The sequence below is a fragment of the [Mycobacterium] fortunisiensis genome (assembly GCF_019050325.1).
In the GTDB taxonomy this organism is placed as follows: domain Bacteria; phylum Actinomycetota; class Actinomycetes; order Mycobacteriales; family Mycobacteriaceae; genus Mycobacterium; species Mycobacterium fortunisiensis.
The window spans coordinates 708,844-732,904 of the sequence record NZ_VOMB01000016.1 but is presented as its reverse complement, the minus strand read 5'-3'; the positions used below and the strand labels follow the sequence as shown (position 1 = coordinate 732,904).

Genomic DNA, 24,061 nt, shown 5'->3' with positions numbered 1-24,061 from the left:
GAGCTGTAGTTCCTGATCCTCTACGATCAGGCCGTGCCCGTCGGAAGAGCTTTCCAGCGACTGGTCGACCTGCTGCCGATGCCGAGTCTGCGGGCCCAGCGCCTGATCGCGTTCCTGGTGATCCTGACCCAGGGCGGTATCTCGGTCACCGGAGCAATCGTCCGCGTCACCGCATCCGGCCTGGGATGCCCCACCTGGCCGCAATGTTTCCCGGGAAGCTTCACCCCCGTGCCGCACGCCGAGGTCGCTGTCGTGCACCAGGTGGTCGAGTTCGGCAACCGGATGATCACCTTCCTGGTGGTGCTCACCGCGATCGCGGCCGTGCTGGCCGTCACCCGCGCCCGACGCCGCCGCGAGGTGCTGATCTACGCCTGGTTGATGCCCGCGTCCACCGTCGTCCAGGCCGTCATCGGCGGGATCACGGTGCGCACCGGCCTGCTGTGGTGGACTGTGGCCATCCACCTGCTCGCATCGATGGCCATGGTGTGGCTCGCGGTTTTGTTGTTCGTCAAGATCGGCCAGCCCGACACCGGTGTACCCACGGTGGTCGTTCCGAAGCCGTTGCGGCAGTTGACCATCCTGAGCGCCGTCGTGCTGTCCGCGGTCCTGGTCACCGGAACCCTGGTGACCGGCGCCGGCCCGCATGCCGGGGACAAGAGCCTCGACCGCGTGGTACCTCGACTCGAAGTGGAGATCACCACGCTGGTGCACATGCACTCGTCGCTGCTGGTGGCCTACCTGTCGCTGGTCGTCGCGCTGGGATTCGGGCTCCTCGCAGTGCGCGCCACCCGCGCCGTCCTGATCCGGCTCGGTGTGCTGGTGGTACTGGTCTGCGCGCAGGGGCTGGTCGGAGTCGTGCAGTTCTACACCGGCGTGCCCGCAGTGCTGGTGGCCGTGCATGTCGCCGGCGCCGCCGCCTGCACCGCCGCCACTGCCGCGCTGTGGGCCTCGATGCGCGAACGGGTAGAACCCGCCGGCTAGAACCGTCGGTGCGACAGCGGGCCCAGCCCGTGACGCTCCAGCACGCCCTCCACACCCACGGCGAACCGCCGCTCGGCAGCGTCGCGGTCCGCCGCTCCCAGCTGGCGGAAACCCAGTGACGGCTCGACCAGCTCCAGCTCCAGCAACCGAGGGTCGTCGGGACCGCCGATCACGTCGACGCGGGCATACAGCAGGTCGGCGGGGGCAATCTCGAAGGACCGGGTGACGGCGTCGACCGCCAACCGCCCCAGCCGCCAGAGTTCGTCGTCCGGATCGGCCGGCGACAACGATTCCTGGGCATAGGTGCCGGTCTCATCGAACTCGGGCGGCTGCCCGGCTGGGGGCAGGATCGGCGCTTTGGTGAAGGCGTGCGACTCCTCCCCGCCGATGAACACCAACGCGGTTTCACCGTCGACGATCCGCCGGTCGTAGGGCTGGACCAGCACCGCCCGGCCTTGCGCCTGCAGCGCCGCCGCATGGGCGAGCGCCTCGGCGCGTTCGACGAATCGCTGCGCTCCCATCGAGCCGGCCCCCACCGCGGGTTTCACCACCACTTCGCCGGCGGGCACGCTCACCTGCGCACCGACGTCGAAGTATGTGGTCGGCACTACCGGGATGCCCATCCGCTGCAGATCGCCGAGATAGCGTTTGTCGCTGTTCCATTCCACGACCTGCGCCGGGTTGATCAGGTTCGGCACCTGGCGAGCCCAGGACACGAACTCGTCGAGCCGTTCGGTGTAGTCCCAGGTGGCCCGCAGGATCACCAGGTCGGCGTCCAGGGTGGCCGGATCGTCCCAGGGCAGCCAGCGGGCATGCAGGCCGCGCTGACGCAGCGCGGTGAGCAAGCCGGCGTCGTCGCCGTCGCCGTCGGGCAGTGCCCGGCAACCGGCCAGCACGATGCGTGGATGGAACACCTCCGGACGGGCAAGCTTCACCCCCGCGATGATAGGTGTGGATGATGGATGGCGTGTATGCCATCGAAGTTGCCGAGACCGGCGGACCCGAAGTCCTGACCCATGTCGAGCGGCCCCAGCCCTCCCCCGGCCCCGGCGAGGTGCTGATCCAGGCGGAGGCGATCGGAGTCAACTTCATCGACACCTACTTCCGGTCCGGGCAGTATCCGCGCGAGTTGCCGTTCATCGTCGGCTCCGAGGTCTGCGGCACGGTTGCCGCAGTGGGCGACGATGTCGCGGCGCTGGCAGTCGGCGACCGGGTGGTAACCGCCAATGCAACCGGCGCCTATGCCGACTTCTGCGTTGCCCCAGCCGATTTCGTGGCGTACGTGCCCGACGGTGTGGCGCCCGAGGCGATCGCCTCGGCGCTACTGAAGGGCATGACCGCGCATTACCTGATCAAATCCACCTACGCCGTACAGCCCACCGACACCATCCTGGTGCATGCCGGCGCCGGCGGCGTCGGACTGATCCTCACCCAGTGGGCCACCAGCATTGGCACCCGGGTGATCACCACCGCCTCGACGCCCGAAAAGGCCGAATTGTCCCGGCAGTCGGGCGCGATCGAGGTGCTCGAGTACCCGGAGGATGCCGACGAGTTCGCCGCCACGATCCGCGACCTCACCGGGGGCGCCGGGGTCGCCGCGGTGTACGACGGCGTCGGCGCGTCCACCTTCGACGCCAGCCTGGCCAGCCTCGCCGTGCGCGGCACCCTGGCCCTGTTCGGGGCGGCAAGCGGACCGGTGCCACCGGTGGACCCGCAACGGCTCAACGCATCCGGATCGGTGTTCCTGACCCGGCCCACGCTGGCCCACTACACCCGCACCCCCGACGAATTCTCCTGGCGAGCAGGCGAACTGATCAACGCCATCGCCGACGGGTCGATCACCATCACCGTGGGTGGCCGCTACCCGTTGGCCGAGGCGGCCCAGGCCCACACCGATCTGCAGGGCCGCAAGACGGTCGGCTCGGTAGTGCTGGTGCCCTGAGTTCGACCGCACCGCTAGGAATCAATTCGCACAGACCTCAGTCGGATTGGCAGCTGTCGAGATGCGCCGGATAGATCCACATCCGACCCACCGCAAACTTGAGTCGACTCCTTCCAAAGACACGAATTTCCAACAACCCAATGCCGGAAGTTGTCGGACGTCAGTGCAATACTCCGATGTCAGCGGAAGGAAACCAACGTGACGTCGAGTCTGGGAACGACACCCACCGCGAAAGTGTACGAGGTCGAAGAACTCGTAGCTCTCGTTCGGGCCGGTGAAATACGGATACCGGAATTTCAGCGACCGTTTCGCTGGGGAATCGAGGATGCGCGACGGTTGTTTGACAGCATCCTGCGTGGCTATCCTTTGGGCAGCTTGTTGCTGTGGGAACGACCAGCCGAACCTGCCCGGATTCGGGTTGGCGCCTTACATATCGATGCCCCTGCACTCGACCGCGCATTGTGGGTCGTGGATGGGCAGCAACGGGTGACAACCCTTGCCAACGCGCTCTCAGCCGAGGCGTCGTCCGACGATCGTTTTTCATTGAGCTTCAATCTCAGCACACAGCAGTTCGTTCCAGGCGTAACAGACCAGCGCGCATCCGTCGTACCACTACCGGTCTTATTCGACCTCCAGAACCTTATGCAATGGTTCCGCGACAGGCCCGAGGCGATGGACCACTTCGATGCCGCTACTAATGCCGCGAAGAAGATACGACAATTTAAGATTCCAGCGTCGGTCGTTGAAACCCAGGATGAGTCAGTCCTCCGTGACATCTTCGACCGACTCAACAGCTACGGGAAGCGACTCACACGCGCCGAGGTTTTCTCGGCGTTGCACCCCGTGACAGATGGCAGCAGTAGAACATCAACAAGCGTCATCGAGGAAATCGCGGCCTACCTAGCCGAGGACCTTGAGTTTGGTGATGTCGATGGCGACACCATTCTCCGCGCGGTGCTCGCTCGGCGTGGCCCAGACATTACGCGAGAGATCCGTGGCGAATTCGATGATCGTCGAGGAGCGAGTGAGTTCCCCGGCGAGGATGCCGACACTGCTTATCACGAAGCACAGAATGCGTTAGAACTTGCAGTACGATTTCTCCAACGAAGCGCAGACGTGCCCCATTTTGCATTCTTGCCCTACCGACATCTATTGATCGTGCTAGCCCGGTTTTTCGCGCACCATCCGGCCCCAAACGAGCGTGAAACCCAACTGCTGAGACGATGGTTCTGGCGCGCCGCCGCCGCCGGTCCGGAGATTTTCCCCGGCTCAACTACAGGAACCGCACGCGCATTATGCTCGCGCGTCATTCCGGATAACCTCGATAAAACACTCCAAGGACTCTTGGGCGCTGTCCCTCGTGACAGAGTCGGATATCCTGATGTTCAGCATTTCCGGACAAATCATGCAACGGGAAAAATGATTGCATGTTCCATGTGGGCCCTACATCCGCGATCGCTACGGAGCGGCGAACTACTCGAACGCTCTACCTTGATCGATGTTCTCGGCGACGCACAAACACCCCGGCCAGCGATGACCGCGATTGTTCCCCGGCGGGGCCTCCCTTCCGAAAACGCAGATACCGCAGCCCGCTGGCTATTAGCACCAGGACTTGAAGCGGCGCCATCCGAAGTGCTAGGAATGCTCAGATCCGCGCCGCCAGATTTACCCCAAGAATTGTGGGAGGCTACTTGCGAATCGCACGGTATCGCCCCCTGGGCCACCACGGCCCTAGCCGAGGGGGATATGACGAGGTTCATCAATATTCGCGATGAATCATTGCGAATAGCACTGAAGGCGTTTATGGACTCCCGGTGGGAGTACGGATTCGAAGATACGCCGCCACTTGATCACTATGTGCTTGACGACCTCGAGTTAGAGGAATAATCCGATGGCGGATGCCATTCGTAACGATGTGTGGCTATACGGCAATCTTATCGGCTATCTGCACGCGTTAAACAACTATACGTGGTTCGAGTTTGACGAAGCCTACCTTAGGAACCCAGACCGTCCCGTCTTAGGATTGCGTTTCGAGGAGAACCCACGCGGACGAGTCGCGTCGAATCTGCGCTTGGCCCCATGGTTCTCGAACTTGCTTCCGGAAGGCACACTTCGAAGCTGGATAGCCACCGATCGAGGTGTCTCTCCGGAGCGCGAAATGGAGTTGCTACTACAAGTCGGCCACGACCTCCCCGGAGCCGTTCGCGTGCTACCTGGAGGACCACACACGACCGACGAGCTCGAATATCTAGAGTCGACCATGTCTTCGCCATCTGGTGAAATCGAGAATCATCGTTGGCGATTCTCCCTTGCTGGAGTCGGCCTCAAGTTTTCCATGCTCCGTAGCGGTGATCGTTTCACTTGCACAGCCACGGGCGAGGGTGGCGATTGGATTTTGAAGCTTCCCGACACGATCTACCGTAATGTTCCGACCAACGAATACACCATGATGAAGTTTGCAGCGTCCGTGGGTATTGATGCGCCCGATGTCAGGCTGGTAAATCGAGACCAAATTGACAACCTTCCAACCTCGGTATGGCCGGGAAACGAGTCATGGGCATTTGCTGTGCGACGGTTCGACCGAACAGATGACGGTGGGCTAATACACATTGAGGATCTCGCGCAGGTGCGAGGCGTATACCCCGCACGAAAATACGAGGGGAATTTCGAGACGATTGCCGGCCTCGTATACCGCGGACATGACTCACTAGCGTTGCAGGAATTTGTGCGCCGCCTGACGTTCTTTACACTGATCGGGAATGGAGATGCGCATCTAAAGAACTGGTCCCTGATCTACCATGACCGACGCGTGCCCACCCTCTCACCGGTATACGACGTGGTAGCGACCGAAGGTTACCGCCCTAGCGGCGAACCAGAAGACCTGGGGCTCAAGTTCAGCGGATCGCGACGCTTCGACTCTGTTCGGGTCCACCAGTTCAATCGCCTCGCAACCAGGCTCGGCACGAACGTTGACCTGTCTGCCGTCGCGGCCGAGACCGTCGAACAAACGGTTCAGCACTGGCCCGAATTCCGCGAGTTCCTCGCGGACGAACCGTTGATACGTAATGCTGTCGACCAATCTATACGGGATCGATCCTTGAGTTTGCTACGAGCCAGCTGAGTACGGTTGATCGGTCAGCACCAGAAACCAGACTCCAGCCAGGAAGAACGATCCCCTCTGCATCAGGGCTCCTGCGTCGCACTCGGTGCTTCACACGAGCTGGGCCTCGGGGAACACCCATGACCCGTCGAGGATCTCGGGCCTGGGCCGGTACAGCCGCACGAGGTAGTTCCAGCCATCGGTGACCGGCAGCAGGTTGGCCGCGCCCGCGCCTTCGGCACTGCCTCCGAACTGCACCGTGGTGGAACCGTCGGGATCCTTGACGGCGGTGATGTTGTTCACCGAGTAGGCATTCCGCGGGTTCGGGGTGAAATAGCCGTCCTGGTTGTACACCGTCACCGACCAGAACCCGTCCACCGGCACGTCTTTCACGGTCAGCCGGTGCACCGTGGCCCCGTCGTTGCGCTCGGGGACCACGGTGAGATACAGCGCGTCGCGCTCGGGGTTGCCGCCCCAGGCGAATGCCGAACCGATCAGGTGGCGAACCGGATCCACCTCGTACTCGGGTCCGAACATCGCCTTGGTGTCGGGCAGCGTGGTGGACAGGGTGATCAGCGCATCGCGAACTGTCTTCTGGCTGACTGGATCCCACTGCGGAACCTCGAAGAACCCCGGGTCGTGTTGGGCGACGGCGATGGCGTCCTGCAGCGCGTGCACCGCGGCCAGGTCGGCGGCGTCGGCCGGGTCGGCCAGGATCCGCACCGCCGCAACCGCATAACGGGTGTCGACGGAGTCGCGGCTGAACGTCACTTCGGCCGGGGCGTAGGCGACGTTGGTCGTGTAGTGGTCCTCGCTGATGATCTGCAACGACATGAACCGGCCGGCGCTGTCGGGCAGCGCGATGGTCACCGGCCCGGCATCGAGGTCGAACACGGCCGCGGAATACAAGGTGTCGCGATTCTGCCGGATCACGATCTGATGCTCGATCGGGGCCATCTCCCGGATGTGGAAGAACTTTCCGAACCCACCGTCGTCGACGATGCCGGCGAAATACCGGTCGGATTCGGCCCGCGCAAAGTTGTCGGGGCTCACCAATGCGGTCATGACACAACGCTGCCACACCGACGATGCCGGGAACGTTGGTTCGCGCTAGTGACCGAAGATCGTGGGCAGCGCCAGGGCCGAGTCGATGGCCAGCGCACAGAACACCACGGCCAGATAGTTGTTGGACTGTAGGAACAACCGCAGCGGCTTGACCGGCTCGCCGCGCTTCACCCCGGAGTAGAGCTGGTGGGCCATCACCAGGAACCAGGCGCCGGCCAACAGGGCCACCGCCCCGTAGAGCCAGCCGGTGGCCAGCGCCAGCACCAGCGTGGTCAGCACCGTCACCCAGGTGTAGATCAGGATCTGGCGGGTGACCTCGCGCTCGGTGGCCACCGCGGGCAGCATCGGCACACCGGCCGCCTTGTAGTCGTCCTTGTACCGCATCGCCAGCGCCCAGGTGTGCGGAGGCGTCCAGAAGAAGATGATCAGGAACATCACCAGGGCCTGCCAGCCGATCGTGCCGGTCACCGCTGACCAGCCGATCATCACCGGCATGCAACCTGCCGCTCCGCCCCACACCACGTTCTGCGAGGTGCGGCGTTTGAGCAGCAACGTGTAGACGAAAACGTAGAACGCAATCGTGGCCACCGCCAGCAACCCGGACAGCAGATTCGACGTCCAGGTCAGCCAGCAGAACGCGGTCACCGACAGCACCAGACCGAAGATCAGGGCGTGCCTGGTCGGGACGGCGGCCTGGGCCAGCGGGCGGCGCGCGGTGCGCTTCATCACCTTGTCGATGTCGGCGTCGGCCACACAGTTCAGCGTGTTGGCGCCGGCCGCGGCCAGCATGCCGCCGATCAGGGTGTTGAGGATCAGGAGCGGGTCAACGGTGCCACGGTCCGCCAGCAACATCGCCGGAATGGTGGTGACCAGCAACAACTCGATCACGCGCGGCTTGGTCAACGCCAAATACGACAGGAACGTGGACCGTATTCGGCTGGGCGCCCCATTGATGAGCCGGCGCTCGCGAATGCTCACGCAAATAACTCCTCGGGTGGCGTCACGCGGCTTCTACTACAGACGATGGTAGACCGCTGGCCGAATACCTCCACACCGCAGGGTCTGTTCCGGCCCGGCAACTGGGTAAACCACACGGTATCGGTGTGCCAACCAGTCTGCATCGGATGAGTCCACCCCACTAGGGTGTTTGACGTAGCAGCATGGCAACCACGCGCCGGTATCAGCAGATAGATGACGAGGAAGTGAGCTTAGTGACCACCGCCGAAGAGATCACCGCTCTCACCCAGCCCCACCACCCAGACGACTGGACCGAACTCGACAGCGTGGCAGTCGACACCGTCCGGGTGCTCGCGGCCGACGCGGTGCAGAAGGTCGGCAACGGCCACCCGGGCACCGCGATGAGCCTGGCGCCCCTCGCCTACACGCTGTTCCAGCGTCAGCTGCGCCACGATCCCAGTGACACCCACTGGATCGGCCGGGACCGGTTCGTGCTGTCCTGCGGGCATTCCAGCCTGACTCTCTACATCCAGCTGTACCTGGGCGGATTCGGTCTGGAGCTGTCCGACATCGAGGCGCTGCGCACCTGGGGCTCACTGACCCCGGGCCACCCCGAGTACCACCACACCAAAGGTGTGGAGATCACCACCGGCCCGCTCGGGCAGGGCCTGGCCTCGGCGGTCGGCATGGCCATGGCCGCGCGCTACGAGCGTGGCCTGTTCGATCCCGACACCGCCCCGGGTGAGAGCCCGTTCGATCACCACATCTATGTGGTCGCCTCCGACGGCGACATCGAAGAGGGCGTCACCAGCGAAGCCTCCTCCCTGGCGGGCACCCAGCAGCTGGGCAACCTCATCGTGTTCTGGGACGACAACAAGATCTCCATCGAGCACGACACCGACATCGCGCTGAGTGAGGACGTACCGGCGCGCTACCGGGCCTACGGCTGGCATGTCCAGGAGGTCGAGGGCGGCGAGAACGTCGTCGGGATCGAACAAGCGATCGCCGAGGCAAAGAAGGTCACCGACAAACCGTCGTTCATCGCCCTGCGCACGATCATCGGCTACCCCGCCCCCACCAAGATGAACACCGGTGGCGTGCACGGTTCGGCGCTCGGCGCCGACGAGGTGGCCGCCACCAAGAAGATCCTCGGCTTCGATCCGGACAAGAGCTTCGAGGTGCGCGACGAGGTCATCGCCCACACCCGCGAGCTGGTGACCCGTGGCAAGCAGGCACACGACGAGTGGCAGGTGAGCTTCGACGCCTGGGCCAAGCGCGAACCCGAGCGCAAAGCCCTGCTGGACCGGTTGCAGGCCCGCGAACTGCCCGAGGGCTGGGACGCCGACCTGCCGCATTGGGAGGTCGACTCCAAGCCGGTGGCCACCCGCGCCGCCTCCGGGGCCGTGCTCGCCGCCGTCGGGCAGACGCTGCCCGAGCTGTGGGGCGGTTCGGCCGACCTGGCCGGCAGCAACAACACCACGATCAAGGGCGCGAATTCGTTCGGCCCGCCGTCGATCTCGACCGAAGACTGGAACGCCACCTGGTACGGCCGCACCCTGCACTTCGGTATCCGCGAGCACGCGATGGCCGCGATCCTGTCCGGCATCGTGCTGCACGGTCCGACCCGGCCCTACGGCGGAACCTTCCTGCAGTTCTCCGACTACATGCGGCCCGCCGTACGACTGGCCTCGTTGATGAACATCGACCCGATCTACGTGTGGACCCACGATTCGATCGGTCTGGGCGAAGACGGCCCGACACACCAGCCCATCGAGCACCTCGCCGCGCTGCGGGCGATCCCGAACCTCTCGGTGGTCCGCCCGGGTGACCCGAACGAGACCACCTACGCGTGGAAGACGGTGCTGGAGCGCACCGCCAGCACCGGGCCGGTCGGGTTGATCCTGACCCGCCAGGGCATTCCGGTTCTCGAAGGCACCAGCGCCGAAGGGGTGGCCCGCGGCGGCTACGTTCTCGGCGGCACCCCGCAGGAGAACCCCGACGTGGTGATCATCGCCACCGGTTCCGAGCTCCAGCTGGCGGTGGCAGCGCAGAAGCTGTTGGCGGACAAGGACATCAACGCCCGTGTGGTGTCGATGCCGTGTGTCGAGTGGTTCGAGTCGCAGCCCAAGGAGTATCGAGATGCGGTGCTGCCGCCTGCGGTTTCGGCCCGGGTGGCGGTCGAGGCCGCAGTGGCGCAGAGTTGGTACAAGCTGGTCGGAGACACCGGCGAGATCGTCTCGATCGAGCACTACGGTGCCTCCGCCGACGACAAGACGCTGTTCCGCGAATTCGGTTTCACCCCCGAGGCCGTCGCGGCCGCCGCGGAACGGTCGCTGGACAACTAGAAGTACGACGAGCAGAAGAAGGCGAATCATGACTCAGAACCCGAATCTCGCGGCACTGAGTGCCGCAGGTGTATCTGTCTGGCTCGACGACCTGTCGCGCGACCGGCTGCAATCAGGGAACCTGACCGAGCTCATCAATACCCGCAGCGTCGTCGGGGTCACCACCAACCCGTCGATCTTCCAGGCCGCACTGTCGAAGGGCACCGCCTACGACGCCCAGGTCAAAGAGCTCGCCGAGCGGGGCGCTGACGTGGATGCCACGATCCGCACCGTCACCACCGACGATGTCCGCAATGCCTGCGATGTGCTGGCCAAGGCCTACGAGGCCTCCGACGGTGTCGACGGTCGGGTGTCCATCGAGGTCGATCCGCGGCTGGCCCACGACACCGACAAGACGATCCTGCAGGCCATCGAGCTGTGGAAGATCGTCGATCGGCCCAACCTGCTGATCAAGATCCCGGCCACGCTGGCGGGCCTGCCGGCGATCACCGCGGTGATCGCCGAGGGCATCTCGGTCAACGTGACCTTGATCTTCTCGGTCGAGCGGCACCGCGCCGTGATGGACGCCTACCTGGCCGGTCTGGAGAAGGCCAAGGAGGCCGGCCACGACCTGTCGAAGATCCACTCGGTGGCGTCGTTCTTCGTGTCCCGGGTGGACACCGAGATCGACAAGCGGCTGGAGAAGATCGGCGGCCAGGAGGCGTTGGAGCTGCGCGGCAAGGCCGGTGTGGCCAACTCTCGGCTCGCCTACGCCGCCTACGAGGAAGTCTTCGGCGGCGAGCGCTTCGCGGCGCTCAAGGGTGACGGCGCCCGGGTGCAGCGCGTGCTGTGGGCGTCCACCGGTGTGAAGAATCCGGACTACTCCGACACGATGTACGTCACCGAACTCGTCGCCCCGCACACGGTGAACACCTTGCCGGAGAAGACGCTGGAGGCCGTCGCCGATCACGGCGAGATCACCGGCAACACCATCGACGGCACCGCGCCCGCCGCGCAGGAGGTCTTCGACAAGCTCAGCGCCGTCGGCATCGACCTGGTCGATGTGTTCAAGGTGCTCGAAGACGAGGGTGTCGAGAAGTTCGAAAAGTCGTGGCAGGAACTGCTCGACGCAACACAGGGCCAACTCGACGCCGCCGCGCGATGAGTCCGGTCACGCGGCCGGAGGATGCCTGGCACAATCCGCTCCGCGACAAGCGGGACAAGCGGATGCCACGCATCGCCGGTCCCTGCGGCGTCGTCATCTTCGGTGTGACCGGTGACCTCGCCCGCAAGAAGCTGATGCCGGCGATCTACGACCTGGCCAACCGGGGGCTGCTGCCGGCCTCGTTCGCGTTGGTCGGGTTCGCCCGCCGCGACTGGGCCGATCAGGATTTCGGCAACGTCGTCTACGAAGCGGTCAAGCAGCATGCCCGGACGCCGTTCCGGCAGGAGGTCTGGGACCGGCTTGCCGAGGGATTCCGGTTCGTGCAAGGCAGTTTCGACGACGACGACGCATTCGGCCGCCTGGCCGAAACGCTGGACAAACTCGACGCCGAACGCGGCACCGGCGGTAATCACGCGTTCTATCTGTCGATTCCGCCGAACGCCTTCCCGTTGGTGTGCGAGCAGTTGCGCAAGTCGGGCCTGGCCAGGCCGCGCGGCGACCGGTGGAGCCGGGTGGTGATCGAGAAGCCGTTCGGCCACGACCTCACCACCGCCCGCGAGCTCAACGCGGTCGTCAACAGCGTGTTCCCCGAGGAATCGGTGTTCCGCATCGACCACTATCTGGGCAAGGAAACCGTCCAGAACATCCTGGCGCTGCGGTTCGCGAACACGCTCTACGAACCGATCTGGAACAACAACTACGTCGACCACGTCCAGATCACGATGGCCGAGGACATCGGGCTGGGCGGTCGCGCCGGCTACTACGACGGCATCGGTGCCGCCCGCGATGTGATCCAGAATCATCTGCTGCAACTTCTCGCCCTGACCACACTGGAGGAGCCGGTCAGCTTCAGCCCGCACGAACTCCAGTCGGAGAAGATCAAGATCCTGTCTGCGGTGAAACTGGCTGAGCCGCTGGACGAGACGACCGCACGGGGCCAGTACGCCGCCGGCTGGCAGGGCGGGCAGAAGGTGGTGGGGCTGCTCGACGAGGAAGGGTTCGCCCACGACTCCACCACGGAGACCTACGCGGCCATCACGCTGGAAGTGGACACCCGGCGCTGGGCCGGCGTGCCGTTCTACCTCCGCACCGGAAAACGGTTGGGCCGCAGGGTGACCGAGATCGCCCTGGTGTTCAAGCGGGCTCCGCATCTGCCGTTCGATGCCACCATGACCGAGGAGTTGGGCCAGAACGCCCTGGTGATCCGCGTGCAACCGGACGAGGGCATCACGTTGCGGTTCGGCTCGAAGGTGCCCGGCACGGCAATGGAAGTCCGCGACGTCAACATGGACTTCTCGTACGGCTCGGCATTCGCCGAGGACTCCCCCGAGGCCTACGAACGTCTGATCCTCGACGTCCTCCTGGGCGAGCCGTCGTTGTTCCCGGTCAACGCCGAAGTCGAATTGTCGTGGAAGATCCTCGATCCCGTCCTCGATTACTGGGCCACGCACGGGAAACCGGAACCGTACGAGTCGGGCACCTGGGGCCCGCCGTCGGCCGATGAGATGCTGCGCCGCACCGGCCGGGAATGGAGGCGTCCCTAAGATGATCGTCGACCTGCCCGACACCACGACGAATGACGTCAACAAGAAGATCACCGGCCTGCGTGAAGAGGGCGGTGCGCTGACCTTGAGCCGGGTGCTGACCCTGGTGATCGCGCCGGATACCGAAAGCTGTGTCGAAGATGCCATCGAGGCCGCCAACTTCGCCAGCCGCGAGCACCCCTGCCGGGTGATCGTGGTGGTACCGGCAGACCCGGACGCCAAGGCTCCGCGGCTGGATGCCCAGCTGCGGGTGGGCCATGACGCGGGGGCCGGCGAGGTGGTGGTACTCCGGCTGTCCGGTGAGCTGTCGGCCCACGCCAGCAGCGTGGTGTTGCCGTTCCTGCTGCCCGACACCCCGGTGGTGGCCTGGTGGCCCGCGATGGCACCGCCCATCCCGGCCCAGGATCCGTTGGGCAAGTTGGCGATTCGCCGGATCACCGACGCCACCAACGGCGCCGATCCACTGGCCAACATCCGCAGCCGGCGCAACGGCTACACCCCCGGTGACACCGACCTGGCCTGGAGCCGGGTCACGTACTGGCGGGCGCTGCTGGCATCGGCCATGGACCAGCCGCCGCACGAGCCGATCACCTCAGCGCTGGTCTCCGGACTGAAAGACGAACCCGCCATTGACATCCTGGCCGGCTGGCTGGCCAACCGGATCGACGGGCCAGTGGTCCGCGCGGTGGGTGAGCTGAAGGTGGAACTGACCCGGCCGTCCGAGACCGTCAGCCTGGTCCGTCCCCAGGCCGACGTCACCGCGACGCTGAGCCGTACCGGCCGGCCGAATTCGCTGCTGCCGCTGGCCCGACGGGAGGCCAAGGAGTGCCTGGCCGAGGATCTGCGACGGCTCGACGCCGATGAAATCTATTACGAGGCCCTACAAGGAATCGACAAGGTCCAGTACGCATGAGCATCCAGATCGAACGCTATCCCGACACCGCCGCGCTGGTGGCCGCCGCCGGTGACCGGTTGGTGGATGCGATCGCCTCGGCAATCGCCGCCCGCGGCCAGGCCGTCATCGTGCTGACCGGGGGTGGCACCGGCATCGGCTTGCTCAAACGCGTCGGCGAGCGCAGCTCCGAGATCGACTGGAACAAGGTCCACGTCTACTGGGGTGACGAGCGGTTCGTGCCGCAGGACGACGATGAACGCAACGACAAGCAGGCGCGCGAGGCATTGCTCGATCACATCGGCATCCCCGACGTCAACGTGCATGCGATGGCGGCCAGTGACGGCGAGTTCGGCGATGACCTCGACGCGGCCGCCGCGGGCTACGCGCAGGTGCTGGCGGCCAACTTCGATGCGCCCGGGCCCGAGTTCGATGTGCACCTGCTGGGCATGGGCGGCGAAGGACACATCAACTCGCTGTTTCCCGACACCCCGGCCGTACGCGAGACCCGGCGGATGGTGGTGGGGGTGCCCGACTCCCCCAAACCGCCGCCGCGACGAATCACGTTGACCCTGCCCGCGGTTCGCAATTCCCGCGAGGTGTGGCTGGTGGTGTCCGGCGACGCCAAGGCCGATGCGGTGGCTGCCGCCCTCGGCGGTGCGGATCCGGTCGAGGTTCCCGCAGCCGGCGCGATCGGGCGTGACCGGACGGTGTGGCTGCTCGATGACGCTGCCGCCGGCAAGCTGTGAGCCGAAGCTAGTCCTCGGCGGCACCGCGCGGCTCGGCCTGCCGGTCGGCCAGCGCCTCGGCATAGCCGGCCAGATAGTCGGCTGTCTGGCGATATGGCGCCGCCTTTTCGCACGCCGCCGCCAAGCTGGACCGGTGTTCACAAAATTGCCGCACAGCCATTCAGACGTCGCCGGTCCGCGTTTGGTTCCCGACCGGCCATAATGTCTGGCATGGCAGACAAGGGAGACGGCCGCGCTCGCCCGGCATCCGGGCGGCAGCGAATTCGGACATTGACGCAGGCCGCGCTCAACGCCGACATGACCGTCGAGCAGGTCGACACCCTGCTCACCGACCTCAGCAACACGCTGGTCGACCTCAACCGGTCCACCGGCGGGCTGGACGCCACGCTGGACCGGTTCAACGACACCATCACCCGTATCGATGAGCTCGCGCCACGGCTGATCGGCGTGGTCGAGCGCCTGGAAGCCATTGTGGACCGGGTGGAGGTCATCGTCGGGATCGGTGAGGCGGTGATGTCCCCGTTGGCGGCCACCGAGAACGCCATGCGCGGCGTGGTGAAGGCGATCCGCGATCGGGCTCACCTGTGATCCCGCCTCACCCGCTGTTGCGCAGCGCCGTCGCCAGGCCACTCATCGTGAGCAGGATCCCGCGCTGCACCCGTTCGTCCTCGTCCCCGGCCCGGTACCGGCGCAGCAGCTCCACCTGCAGGTGGTTGAGCGGTTCGAGGTAGGGGAACCGGTTGAACACCGAGCGAGCCAACGCCGGGTTGTCCGCCAGTAGATCGTCGTGCCCGGTGATGCGGGTGCACATGGTGATCGTGCGCTCGTGTTCGGCGACGATCTTGTCGAACACCCTGGCCCGCAGCTCGACGTCGTCGACCAGCTCGGAATACCGTGCGGCCAGGCCCATGTCCGACTTCGCCAGCACCTGCGCCATGTTCGACAGCACCGTGCGGAAGAACGGCCAGCGCCGGTAGAGGTCCCGCAGTACCGCGAGCCGCGACTCGTCGCCGCCGATCCACTGTTCGAACGCCGTACCGGTGCCGTACCAGCCGGGCAGCATCACCCGGCACTGGCTCCAGGCCAGCACCCACGGGATGGCGCGCAGGTCGGCGATCGAGGCCGTCGGCTTGCGTGAACTGGGGCGGCTGCCGATGTTGAGGTCGCCGATCTCGCTGACCGGGGTGGAGGCCGTGAAGTACTCGACGAAACCCGGTGTGTCATGGACCAATTCGGCGTAGGCCCGTTGCGCCAGCCCGGCGAGCTCATCGAGCACCTGGTAGGCCGGGTCGGCGTCCTCCCCCAGTCCCTCGACGTCGAGCAGGGTGGATTCCAGCGTCGCAGCCAGCAGGGCTTCCAGGTTGCGGTGGGCGATCTGCGGCTCGGCGTACTTCGCCGCGATCACCTCACCCTGCTCGGTGATCCGCAGCGAACCGTTCACCGCACCGGGCGGCTGCGCCAGGATCGCGTCGTAGCTGGGGCCGCCGCCGCGGCCGACGGTGCCACCGCGGCCGTGGAACAGCCGCAATCGGATTCCGGTCTTGCGCGCCGCGTCGACGAGGTCGAGTTCGGCTCGGTACAACGCCCAGTTCGCCGCCAGGTACCCGCCGTCCTTGTTGGAATCCGAGTACCCCAGCATCACCTCCTGATGCTCGGCGCGGGCAGCGACGATGCTGCGGTACACCGGCAACCCCAGGGCGTCCTGCAGGATCGACGCTCCGCGCTGCAGGTCGTCGATGGTTTCGAACAGTGGCACGATGCCGACTGGCGTATACACCTCGCCACCGTGAGCGGCACCCGACACATCAAGCAGACCGCACTCTTTGAGCAGGATCGCGGCTTCGAGCAGATCGGACACCGACTGACACATCGAGATGATGTAGTTCGGCACCGCCTGCGGGCCAAACACCGAGACCGCCCGGGCTCCGGCGCCGATGATGGCGAGTTCCTTACGGGCCAACTCCGAGATCTCGGCGCCCTCCCCGATCAGCGGGCGGCGAGTGGAGATCTCGGCGGCAAGCAGTTCCACCCGTTGCGCTTCGGGCAGCGCGGTGTAGTCGGGATGGACACCGGCCCAGGCCAGCAACTCGGCCACCACCTGCTCGTGGACCTCGGAGTTCTGTCGCATGTCGAGGCCGCACAGATGAAAGCCGAAGACCCGCACCGCTTCTCGTAGCCGGGACAACCGATCGTCGGCCAGCACCGCGCCGCCGTTGGACCGCAGCGAGTCATCCAGGATGTCAAGATCGGCCAGGAGTTCCTCGGGCCGGCGATACGGCTCGGAATCCAGGTCCAGCTCGTGTTCGGGTTGCTCGTCGAGGATCTGGCGGCCGGTCGCGGTCAGTCGGGCGTGGATCACCCGCAGTGCGCGCCGATAGGGCTCGTCGGCGCGTGCGGGCTCATGGCAGGTCTGGGCCAGTGCGGCCAGTCCGTCGCTGACCGTCACCAGCCGCGCCGACATCGACAGTTCTTCTTCGAGCGCGGTGAGCTCGCTGAAATAGTGCGCGAACGCCACGCGAGCGGCGCGTCCGGTGGCCAGCCGCACCACACCGGCGTCGACATTGGGGTTGCCGTCCCGGTCCCCGCCGATCCAGCTTCCCGGCCGCAGGATCGGCTGCTCCAGCAGGTGCGCCCCCGGCCAGCGGGCCTGCAACGCGGTGCGGACCTCGGCATTGACCTGCGGGATCACCTCCAGGAATGCCGCCGGGTAGTACCGCAACCCGGTTTCGATCTCGTCGGAGATCTTCAACCGCGACAACCGCACCAGCGCGGTCTGCCACAGGGTGAGGATGTGGCGGCGCAGTTCCACCTCGATGTCGCGGCCCTCGGAGGTGCGGGACTGCCCGTGCAGCCGCAGCCGCATCAGCTCGGTGACCTGGCGCTGGGTGTCGAAGACCGTGCGGCGCCGGGTTTCGGTGGGATGGGCGGTGATCACCGGCGCGACCAGGGCGCCGCGTAACGCGTCGGTGACCGTGGTGGCGTCCAGATCCGCGGCGTCGAGCTTGCGATACGTCGCCGCCAGGCTGCTGTCCTGCGGCGGTTCGCCGGCGGCGACGTGTACGGCGCGGCGCCGCTCCCGATGGATGTCTTCGGCGACGTTGGCCAACAGCGCGAAGTGGGTGAAGGCCCGGATCACCGGGATGGCCCGGCCGGGGTCGATGCCGGAGAACCTGGCGGCCAGTTCGGCCCGGTCGATTTCGGACCGGCGGACCCGAAAGGATTCCACCCGGGCCCGTTCGACGAGGTCGAACACTTCCGGGCCGTTGTGTTCGCGGATGGTGTCGCCGAGGATCGCGCCGAGCAGTCGGATGTCCTCGCGCATCGGCTCGGTGGCTTCGCGGCCTACCGGAGTGCGTTGAACTGCGCCGATGGGGTCGAGGTCGATGTCTGGAGCATCAGCCATCTCTCCAGTATCGACGCCCGCGGGGTTCGTCGCAGGCCGTCGCAGGCCGTCGAGATCGACAGCAGGGTCGTCAACAGGCGGCAATCACCGCCCCCACGTCGAATTCGGCGACGCCGCGACCGGGAGAAAAACTTCGATTCAGCTACGTCAGCTGTACTTGATCAGCAGGGCCACGCCGACGATCGACACCAGCCAGATGCCGGTGACGAACAGGGTGAGCCGGTCGAGGTTCTTCTCGACCACGGTGGAGCCGGACAGGCTGGACTGAACACCGCCACCGAACAGGGTGGACAGACCGCCACCCTTGGCCCGGTGCAGCAGGACCAGGAGCACGACCAGCACACTGGTCACGACCAGGGTAATCTGCAGCGCCAATTCCATGCCCGCAAGACTACCTGGTCAGACCACGTGCTCTCCGTCCGGGCTCAGGCCGGCCTAGGGCAGCGGCCCGCCGGCGGCGATCGCCGACAGCGTCGCGAACTGCTCCCCGTCCAGGGAGGCGCCACCGACGAGGGCACCGTCGACATCACCCTGCGCCACGATCTCACCGACGTTCTTGGCGTTGACCGAGCCGCCGTAGAGCACACGCACCCCGGCCGCCAATTCCGGCGTGGACAGGTTTCCCAGCTCGGCGCGGATCGCCTTGCAGACCTCCTGGGCGTCGGCCGCACTCGCCACCCGTCCGGTGCCGATCGCCCACACCGGCTCGTAGGCGATGACGGCCTGACCGATCTGTTCCTTGGTCAGCCCGGCCAGTGAACCGCGCAACGAGTTCACGTTGTACTCGACGTGGTCGCCGGCCTCGCGAACCTCGAGCTGCTCACCGATGCAGATGATGGGGGTGATGCCGTGCTTGAACGCCGCGGCAGCCTTGGCGGCCACCAGTGCGTCGTCCTCGTGATGGTAGGTACGCCGCTCGGAGTGCCCGACGACGACGAAGCTGCACCCCAGCTTGGCCAGGAACGCTCCGCTGATGTCGCCGGTGTAGGCGCCCGCGTCATGCTGCGAGAGATCCTGCGCCCCGTAGGTCAGGCGCAGCTTGTCCCCGTCGACCAGGGTCTGCACGCTGCGCAGATCGGTGAACGGCGGGATGACGGTGACGTCGACCTTGTCGAAGTACTTGTCCGGCAAGGCAAATGCGATCTTCTGCACCAGGGCGATGGCCTCGAAGTGGTTGAGGTTCATCTTCCAGTTGCCGGCGATCAATGGCTTTCGTGCGGCTTTCGACACGGACCCTCTCCTCGTTGAGTACTACTGCAGAACCTGGATGCCGGGCAGGTCTTTGCCCTCGAGGTATTCCAGGGATGCACCGCCGCCGGTGGAGATGTGTGAGAAGCCGTCCTCCGCCAGACCGAGCTGGCGCACCGCGGCCGCCGAGTCACCCCCGCCGACCACACTGAACGCCCCCTTCTCGGTGGCGCCGATGATGGCCTCGGCCACCCCCTTGGTGCCCGCCGAGAAGGCCGGGAACTCGAATACGCCCATCGGACCGTTCCAGAACACGGTCTTGGCGTTCGACAGCAGTGCGGTGAACCGCTTGACCGACTCGGGCCCGATGTCCAGGCCCATCTTGCCCTCGGGGATCCGATCCGAGGCCACCGTCTCCGGTTCGGCGTCGGCGGCGAACTTGTCGGCCACCACGATGTCCACCGGCAGGTGGATGACGTCGGCGTACTTTTCCAGCAGGTCTTTGCAGGTGTCCAGCATCTCCTCCTGGCACAGCGAGGTCCCCACCGAAACCCCTTGGGCGGCAAGGAAAGTGAAACACATGCCGCCGCCGATAATCAGGCTGTCGGCCTTGGTGGCGAGGTTCTCGATCACCGCGAGCTTGTCGGACACCTTGGAGCCGCCGAGCACCACGGCATACGGGCGTTCGGTGGAGCTGGTCAGCTGCTCGAGCACCTTGACCTCGGCGTCCACCAGCGTGCCGGCATAGTGCGGCAGCAGGGTGGCGATGTCGTACACCGAGGCCTGCTTGCGGTGCACCACGCCGAACCCGTCGGAGACGAACGCACCCGGGGAACCGTCGGGCCCTTCGACCAGAGCGGCCAGCGCCTTGGCCAGGGACAACCGCTCGGCGTCGTCCTTGCTGGTCTCCCGCGGGTCGAAGCGGATGTTCTCCACCAGCAGCACGTCGCCGTCGGTCAGGCCCTCGGCGCGGGCCAACGCGTCGGTTCCGACGACGTCGCCGGCCAACTGCACGTGCCGGCCCAGCGCCTCCCCCAACGCTGCGGCCACCGGTGCCAGCGACAGCTTCGGGTCCGGCGCCCCCTTGGGCCGCCCGAGGTGCGCGGCGACGACCACCTTGGCGCCGGCCTCGGCCAGTGCCTTCAGCGTCGGGGCCGAGGCGATGATGCGGCCCGGATCAGTGATCTTTCCGTCGTCGTCGAGGGGGACGTTCAGGTCCGAGCGGACGAGTACGCCGCGCCCTTCCACACCCTCGGCCAGCAGATCGGTGAGTGTTTTGACTGCCATCGGATTACAGCGACTTGCCGACGAGCGCGACCAGGTCGACGAGGCGGTTCGAATAGCCCCACTCGTTGTCGTACCAGGAGACGACCTTGGCCTGGTTGTCGATCACCTTCGTCAGACCGGAGTCGAACAACGAGCTGTGCGGGTCGGTGACGATGTCGCTGGACACGATCGGGGCGTCGTAGTACTTCAAGATGCCCTTGAGCGGACCGTCGGCGGCGGCCTTGAACACGGCGTTGATCTCCTCTGCGGTAGCTGATTTCGTCAATTCTGCGGTCAAATCGGTCACCGAACCCGTGGGGATCGGCACGCGCAGAGCGTAGCCGTCGAGCTTGCCTTTCAGTTCGGGCAGCACCAGGCCGATGGCCTTGGCCGCACCCGTCGAGGTCGGCACGATGTTGATGGCCGCGGCCCGGGCACGACGCAGGTCCCGGTGTGGGCCGTCCTGCAGGTTCTGATCCTGGGTGTAGGCGTGAATGGTGGTCATCAGGCCGTTGACGATGCCGAACTCGTCGTTGAGGACCTTTGCCAGCGGGCCGAGGCAGTTCGTGGTGCATGAGGCGTTGGAGATGATGTTCTGGCTGCCGTCGTACTTGTCGTCGTTGACACCGAGCACGATGGTGATGTCCTCACCGGTGGCCGGCGCCGAGATGATGACCTTCTTGGCCCCCGCGTCCAGGTGGCCCTGCGCCTTGTCACGCTTGGTGAAGATACCGGTCGACTCGACGACGACCTCGACACCGAGGTCACCCCATGGCAGCGCGGCCGGCCCTTCCTTCACCTCCAACGCTTTGATCTTGGTGTCACCGATGACGATCGTGTCGTCGCCTTCGAGGCTGACGTCCTGGGGCAGACGGCCCAGGATGGAGTCGAACTTCAGCAGGTGAGCAAGGGTGGCGTTGTCGGTGAGATCGTTCACCGCGACGATCTCGATGTCCGCGTTCTTGCCCTCGGCCTGCTGCACCGCGAGGGCCCGGTAGAAGTTGCGTCCGATGCGCCCGAAGCCGTTAACGCCTACCCGAATCGTCACGTGTCTCTCCCTCAGTTGCCGGTAACTGCCCGTCGCCAGCCTAGTAGCGCGAGCGCCGCGCCGTGCAGATTGGGCAGAACGGCTGCACATGTATCCCGACACCGATGGCTCACGCGGTTTACCCAGCTCCGACCTGACGGCGCCATGCCGCCACGGCCGTTCGCCGTACCGTCACATCAGCTGAAACAGCATGCAGCACTGCTCTTTTGACGATGCCAGCCAGGGTTGCGCGCGGCCAGTCGCGAATCAGCCGCCGATCAGGCGTCGTCGAGCAGGTCCGGGGTCACCGCCGACTCGGTGTCGGGCACCCCTTCCTGCTTGGCCTTACGATCGGCCATCGACAACAGCCGCCGAATACGGCCTGCCACAGCATCTTTCGTCATCGGCGGATCAGCCAGCCGGCCCAGTTCCTCCAGCGAGGCCTGACGGTGTTCGACCCGCAGCTTGCCCGCCGCAGCCAGGTGATCGGGCACCCCTTCGCCCAGGATGTCCAGTGCGCGCTCCACCCGGGCCGCCGCCGCGACTGCCGCCCGCGCCGACCGGCGCAGGTTGGCGTCGTCGAAATTGGCCAGCCGGTTGGCGGTGGCCCGGACCTCGCGACGCATCCGCCGCTCTTCCCACGTCAAACGGGTGTCCTGGGCGCCCATCCGGGTCAGCAGGGCTCCGATCGCCTCGCCGTCACGCACCACGACCCGGTCACTGCCGCGCACCTCGCGGGCCTTCGCGCTGACCCCCAGCCGCCGCGCCGCACCGACCAACGCCAACGCCGCCTCCGGGCCGGGGCAACTGACCTCCAGCGCCGAGGACCGGCCCGGCTCGGTCAACGAGCCGTGCGCCAGGAACGCGCCGCGCCACGCCGCCTCGGCATCACCGACACTGCCGCCGACCACCTGTGCGGGCAGCCCGCGCACCGGACGACCGCGAAGATCGAGCAGGCCCGTCTGCCGTGCCAGGGCTTCCCCGTCAGCGGCCACCCGCACCACATACCGGGTGTTCTTCCGGATGCCGCTGGCCGACAGCACGTGCACCACCGCGTTGTAGCCGTACAGGTCGTAGATGTCCTTGCGCAGCCGACGCGCGATGATCCCGAGATCGACCTCGGCTTCCACGACCACTCGGCCGGCCACGATGTGCAGGCCGCCGGCAAAGCGCAACAACGACGCCACCTCCGCGCGGCGCGCACTGACCGAGTTGACCACGAGGCGGCTCAGCTCGTCTTTGACTTCAGCCGTCATCGCCACGGATCGTCCCCTCTCGGTGTATTCGGCGCCGGTTCCTGGCGCGCAACGTCGACCGACCGCGCAGCGGGCGTGGGAACAGTGGATTCCTGCACGGCCCGCCCGGGTGCCATCGCACGCAACCGGACCCCCTCCAGCACCGCGGCCAACTTCGCCGGGTCATGTAAAGGTGTACCAGGTCGGGACACGTCAGCAAACTCAACACGGGCGTTGAGGATGTTGGCTGTGCGGCTGAGTTGCTCCCGTTCACGGTCGCTCGGCACCCGGCTGGCATCGACGATGATGTCATGCACGCTGAACTCGGGAGCGTGCTGGGCCAGAACGTGGATGTGGCGTTCGGCCGAGAAGCCCGCCGTCTCACCCGGTTCGGCGGCCAAATTCAGCACCAGCGCCCGCCGCGCCGTCGTCGCCCGCAGCGCCTCCAACAACTGGGGCACCAACACATGCGGGATCACACTCGTGAACCACGACCCCGGACCGAGCACCACGAGATCGGCGCTCATGATCGCCTCCACGGCCTGGCGGGTGGCCGGCGGATCGCCCGGCAGCAGCCGGACCCGACGCACCTTGCCCACCGTGGTGGCGATCGCCACCTGACCGCGGATCACCCGACTCATCCGGGGATCGGACTCCAGGCCGGCCACGTCGGCCTCGATCTGCAAGGCGATCGGGCACATCGGCAACACCCGGCCCTTCACGCCCAGGATGCGACCGAGCTCGTCGAGCGCGGCCACCGGATCGGCCAACACCTCACTGAGGCCGGCCAGCATCAGATTGCCGATCGGATGGCCGGCCAGTGCGCCACTGCCACCGAACCGGTGCTGGATGATGGTGGCCCACAGCCTGCCGTGCGGACTGTCAGAAGCCAGGGCCGCCAACGCCATACGAAGATCGCCGGGGGGAACCACATCGAGCTCGCTGCGCAACCGCCCCGACGAACCACCGTCGTCGGCGACCGTCACCACGGCCGTCACGTGCGGGCTGAGCCGCCGCGCCGCCGACAACGTGGCATAGAGCCCGTGCCCTCCACCGAGGGCGACAATGCGCGGGGTCATGGCTTGCCTCCCACGCGTTCCGGTCCTCGCTCGTCCCTCGCTGCGATCCTCGCGCGCGGTCGCCTGCGCGGAGTCATGGCTTGCCTCCCACGCGTTCCGGTCCTCGCTCGTCCCTCGCTGCGATCCTCGCGCGCGGTCGCCTGC

Annotated in this window: 21 protein-coding genes; 10 read left to right on the top strand and 11 right to left on the bottom strand. The window is 66.1% G+C overall.

Annotated features, from left to right (window positions below):
* Positions 1-33: 33 nt before the first annotated feature.
* Positions 34-981 carry a COX15/CtaA family protein gene (locus FR943_RS13800; RefSeq protein ID WP_308170544.1) on the top strand — a complete coding sequence of 316 codons (948 nt, stop codon included), beginning with the start codon at positions 34-36 and terminating at the stop codon, positions 979-981.
* Here the strand turns inward: FR943_RS13800 and FR943_RS13795 are convergent.
* Positions 978-1,916 carry an ATP-grasp domain-containing protein gene (locus FR943_RS13795; protein ID WP_217157946.1) on the bottom strand — a complete coding sequence of 313 codons (939 nt, stop codon included), beginning with the start codon at positions 1,914-1,916 and terminating at the stop codon, positions 978-980. The genes FR943_RS13800 and FR943_RS13795 overlap by 4 nt on opposite strands.
* Before the next feature lie 32 nt (positions 1,917-1,948).
* Here FR943_RS13795 and FR943_RS13790 point away from each other — a divergent pair, with 32 nt between their 5' ends.
* The 3 genes from FR943_RS13790 (at position 1,949) to FR943_RS13780 (ending at position 6,044) form a co-directional block, all read left to right on the top strand.
* Positions 1,949-2,923 (top strand): quinone oxidoreductase family protein, encoded by a 975-nt coding sequence (locus FR943_RS13790; RefSeq protein ID WP_217158263.1) that lies wholly within the window; start codon positions 1,949-1,951, stop codon positions 2,921-2,923.
* A gap of 198 nt (positions 2,924-3,121) precedes the next feature.
* Positions 3,122-4,810: a DUF262 domain-containing protein gene (locus FR943_RS13785; protein WP_217157944.1), complete on the top strand. Its 1,689-nt coding sequence runs from the start codon at positions 3,122-3,124 to the stop codon at positions 4,808-4,810.
* 4 nt (positions 4,811-4,814) lie between these two features.
* Positions 4,815-6,044 carry a type II toxin-antitoxin system HipA family toxin gene (locus FR943_RS13780; protein ID WP_217157942.1) on the top strand — a complete coding sequence of 410 codons (1,230 nt, stop codon included), beginning with the start codon at positions 4,815-4,817 and terminating at the stop codon, positions 6,042-6,044.
* A 90-nt stretch (positions 6,045-6,134) separates the two neighbouring features.
* On the opposite strand, the gene FR943_RS13775 is transcribed toward FR943_RS13780, so the two are convergent.
* Together FR943_RS13775 and FR943_RS13770 are read right to left on the bottom strand one after the other, a co-directional pair.
* Positions 6,135-7,076 carry a DUF1214 domain-containing protein gene (locus tag FR943_RS13775; RefSeq protein WP_217158261.1) on the bottom strand — a complete coding sequence of 314 codons (942 nt, stop codon included), beginning with the start codon at positions 7,074-7,076 and terminating at the stop codon, positions 6,135-6,137.
* Positions 7,077-7,133: 57 nt separating this feature from the next.
* Positions 7,134-8,066: a heme o synthase gene (locus tag FR943_RS13770; RefSeq protein ID WP_217157940.1), complete on the bottom strand. Its 933-nt coding sequence runs from the start codon at positions 8,064-8,066 to the stop codon at positions 7,134-7,136.
* A gap of 233 nt (positions 8,067-8,299) precedes the next feature.
* Between FR943_RS13770 and tkt the strand changes: the two genes are divergently transcribed.
* Genes tkt through pgl form a run of 5 tightly spaced genes read left to right on the top strand, consistent with a single transcriptional unit; the run spans position 8,300 to position 14,719 of the window.
* Positions 8,300-10,390 carry a transketolase gene (gene tkt / locus FR943_RS13765; protein WP_217157938.1) on the top strand — a complete coding sequence of 697 codons (2,091 nt, stop codon included), beginning with the start codon at positions 8,300-8,302 and terminating at the stop codon, positions 10,388-10,390.
* A 28-nt stretch (positions 10,391-10,418) separates the two neighbouring features.
* Positions 10,419-11,534 carry a transaldolase gene (gene tal, locus FR943_RS13760; protein WP_218045565.1) on the top strand — a complete coding sequence of 372 codons (1,116 nt, stop codon included), beginning with the start codon at positions 10,419-10,421 and terminating at the stop codon, positions 11,532-11,534.
* On the top strand, positions 11,531-13,078 hold the full coding sequence (gene zwf, locus FR943_RS13755) for a glucose-6-phosphate dehydrogenase (protein WP_217157936.1): 1,548 nt from the start codon (positions 11,531-11,533) through the stop codon (positions 13,076-13,078). Before tal ends, zwf begins: the two co-directional genes overlap by 4 nt.
* A gap of 1 nt (position 13,079) precedes the next feature.
* Positions 13,080-13,991 carry a glucose-6-phosphate dehydrogenase assembly protein OpcA gene (opcA, locus tag FR943_RS13750; protein WP_217157935.1) on the top strand — a complete coding sequence of 304 codons (912 nt, stop codon included), beginning with the start codon at positions 13,080-13,082 and terminating at the stop codon, positions 13,989-13,991.
* Positions 13,988-14,719 carry a 6-phosphogluconolactonase gene (gene pgl, locus FR943_RS13745; protein WP_217157933.1) on the top strand — a complete coding sequence of 244 codons (732 nt, stop codon included), beginning with the start codon at positions 13,988-13,990 and terminating at the stop codon, positions 14,717-14,719. Before opcA ends, pgl begins: the two co-directional genes overlap by 4 nt.
* A gap of 7 nt (positions 14,720-14,726) precedes the next feature.
* On the opposite strand, the gene FR943_RS13740 is transcribed toward pgl, so the two are convergent.
* The gene (locus FR943_RS13740) at positions 14,727-14,879 is read right to left on the bottom strand and encodes a hypothetical protein (RefSeq protein ID WP_217157931.1); all 153 of its coding nucleotides are present in this window, start codon (positions 14,877-14,879) and stop codon (positions 14,727-14,729) included.
* Positions 14,880-14,929: 50 nt separating this feature from the next.
* Here FR943_RS13740 and FR943_RS13735 point away from each other — a divergent pair, with 50 nt between their 5' ends.
* Complete coding sequence (locus tag FR943_RS13735) at positions 14,930-15,307, top strand: ATPase (RefSeq protein ID WP_217157923.1); 378 nt, start codon at positions 14,930-14,932, stop codon at positions 15,305-15,307.
* Between the two features lie 7 nt (positions 15,308-15,314).
* Here FR943_RS13735 and ppc read toward each other — a convergent pair whose 3' ends face one another.
* The 7 genes from ppc to yvcK form a co-directional block, all read right to left on the bottom strand.
* Positions 15,315-18,122 (bottom strand): phosphoenolpyruvate carboxylase, encoded by a 2,808-nt coding sequence (gene ppc / locus FR943_RS13730; RefSeq protein ID WP_217157921.1) that lies wholly within the window; start codon positions 18,120-18,122, stop codon positions 15,315-15,317.
* A 147-nt stretch (positions 18,123-18,269) separates the two neighbouring features.
* Positions 18,270-18,503: a preprotein translocase subunit SecG gene (secG, locus tag FR943_RS13725; protein WP_019348649.1), complete on the bottom strand. Its 234-nt coding sequence runs from the start codon at positions 18,501-18,503 to the stop codon at positions 18,270-18,272.
* Between the two features lie 54 nt (positions 18,504-18,557).
* Positions 18,558-19,352 (bottom strand): triose-phosphate isomerase, encoded by a 795-nt coding sequence (tpiA, locus tag FR943_RS13720; protein WP_308170543.1) that lies wholly within the window; start codon positions 19,350-19,352, stop codon positions 18,558-18,560.
* Between the two features lie 21 nt (positions 19,353-19,373).
* The gene (locus FR943_RS13715; protein ID WP_217157920.1) at positions 19,374-20,597 is read right to left on the bottom strand and encodes a phosphoglycerate kinase; all 1,224 of its coding nucleotides are present in this window, start codon (positions 20,595-20,597) and stop codon (positions 19,374-19,376) included.
* Positions 20,598-20,601: 4 nt separating this feature from the next.
* On the bottom strand, positions 20,602-21,624 hold the full coding sequence (gap, locus tag FR943_RS13710) for a type I glyceraldehyde-3-phosphate dehydrogenase (RefSeq protein ID WP_217157919.1): 1,023 nt from the start codon (positions 21,622-21,624) through the stop codon (positions 20,602-20,604).
* Between the two features lie 257 nt (positions 21,625-21,881).
* A complete protein-coding gene (gene whiA, locus FR943_RS13705) occupies positions 21,882-22,859 on the bottom strand; it encodes a DNA-binding protein WhiA (protein ID WP_217157918.1) in 978 nt (325 codons plus the stop codon).
* Positions 22,856-23,917 carry a uridine diphosphate-N-acetylglucosamine-binding protein YvcK gene (yvcK, locus tag FR943_RS13700; protein ID WP_217157917.1) on the bottom strand — a complete coding sequence of 354 codons (1,062 nt, stop codon included), beginning with the start codon at positions 23,915-23,917 and terminating at the stop codon, positions 22,856-22,858. Before yvcK ends, whiA begins: the two co-directional genes overlap by 4 nt.
* Positions 23,918-24,061: the final 144 nt, after the last annotated feature.

Coding starts and splice junctions, on each gene's coding strand:
- secG (WP_019348649.1), bottom strand. CDS start 18,503: ATGGAATTGGCGCTGCAGATTACCCTGGTCGTGACCAGTGTGCTGGTC.
- ppc (WP_217157921.1), bottom strand. CDS start 18,122: ATGGCTGATGCTCCAGACATCGACCTCGACCCCATCGGCGCAGTTCAA.
- FR943_RS13780 (WP_217157942.1), top strand. CDS start 4,815: ATGGCGGATGCCATTCGTAACGATGTGTGGCTATACGGCAATCTTATC.
- tal (WP_218045565.1), top strand. CDS start 10,419: ATGACTCAGAACCCGAATCTCGCGGCACTGAGTGCCGCAGGTGTATCT.
- FR943_RS13735 (WP_217157923.1), top strand. CDS start 14,930: ATGGCAGACAAGGGAGACGGCCGCGCTCGCCCGGCATCCGGGCGGCAG.
- FR943_RS13740 (WP_217157931.1), bottom strand. CDS start 14,879: ATGGCTGTGCGGCAATTTTGTGAACACCGGTCCAGCTTGGCGGCGGCG.
- zwf (WP_217157936.1), top strand. CDS start 11,531: ATGAGTCCGGTCACGCGGCCGGAGGATGCCTGGCACAATCCGCTCCGC.
- yvcK (WP_217157917.1), bottom strand. CDS start 23,917: ATGACCCCGCGCATTGTCGCCCTCGGTGGAGGGCACGGGCTCTATGCC.
- pgl (WP_217157933.1), top strand. CDS start 13,988: ATGAGCATCCAGATCGAACGCTATCCCGACACCGCCGCGCTGGTGGCC.
- whiA (WP_217157918.1), bottom strand. CDS start 22,859: ATGACGGCTGAAGTCAAAGACGAGCTGAGCCGCCTCGTGGTCAACTCG.
- opcA (WP_217157935.1), top strand. CDS start 13,080: ATGATCGTCGACCTGCCCGACACCACGACGAATGACGTCAACAAGAAG.
- FR943_RS13715 (WP_217157920.1), bottom strand. CDS start 20,597: ATGGCAGTCAAAACACTCACCGATCTGCTGGCCGAGGGTGTGGAAGGG.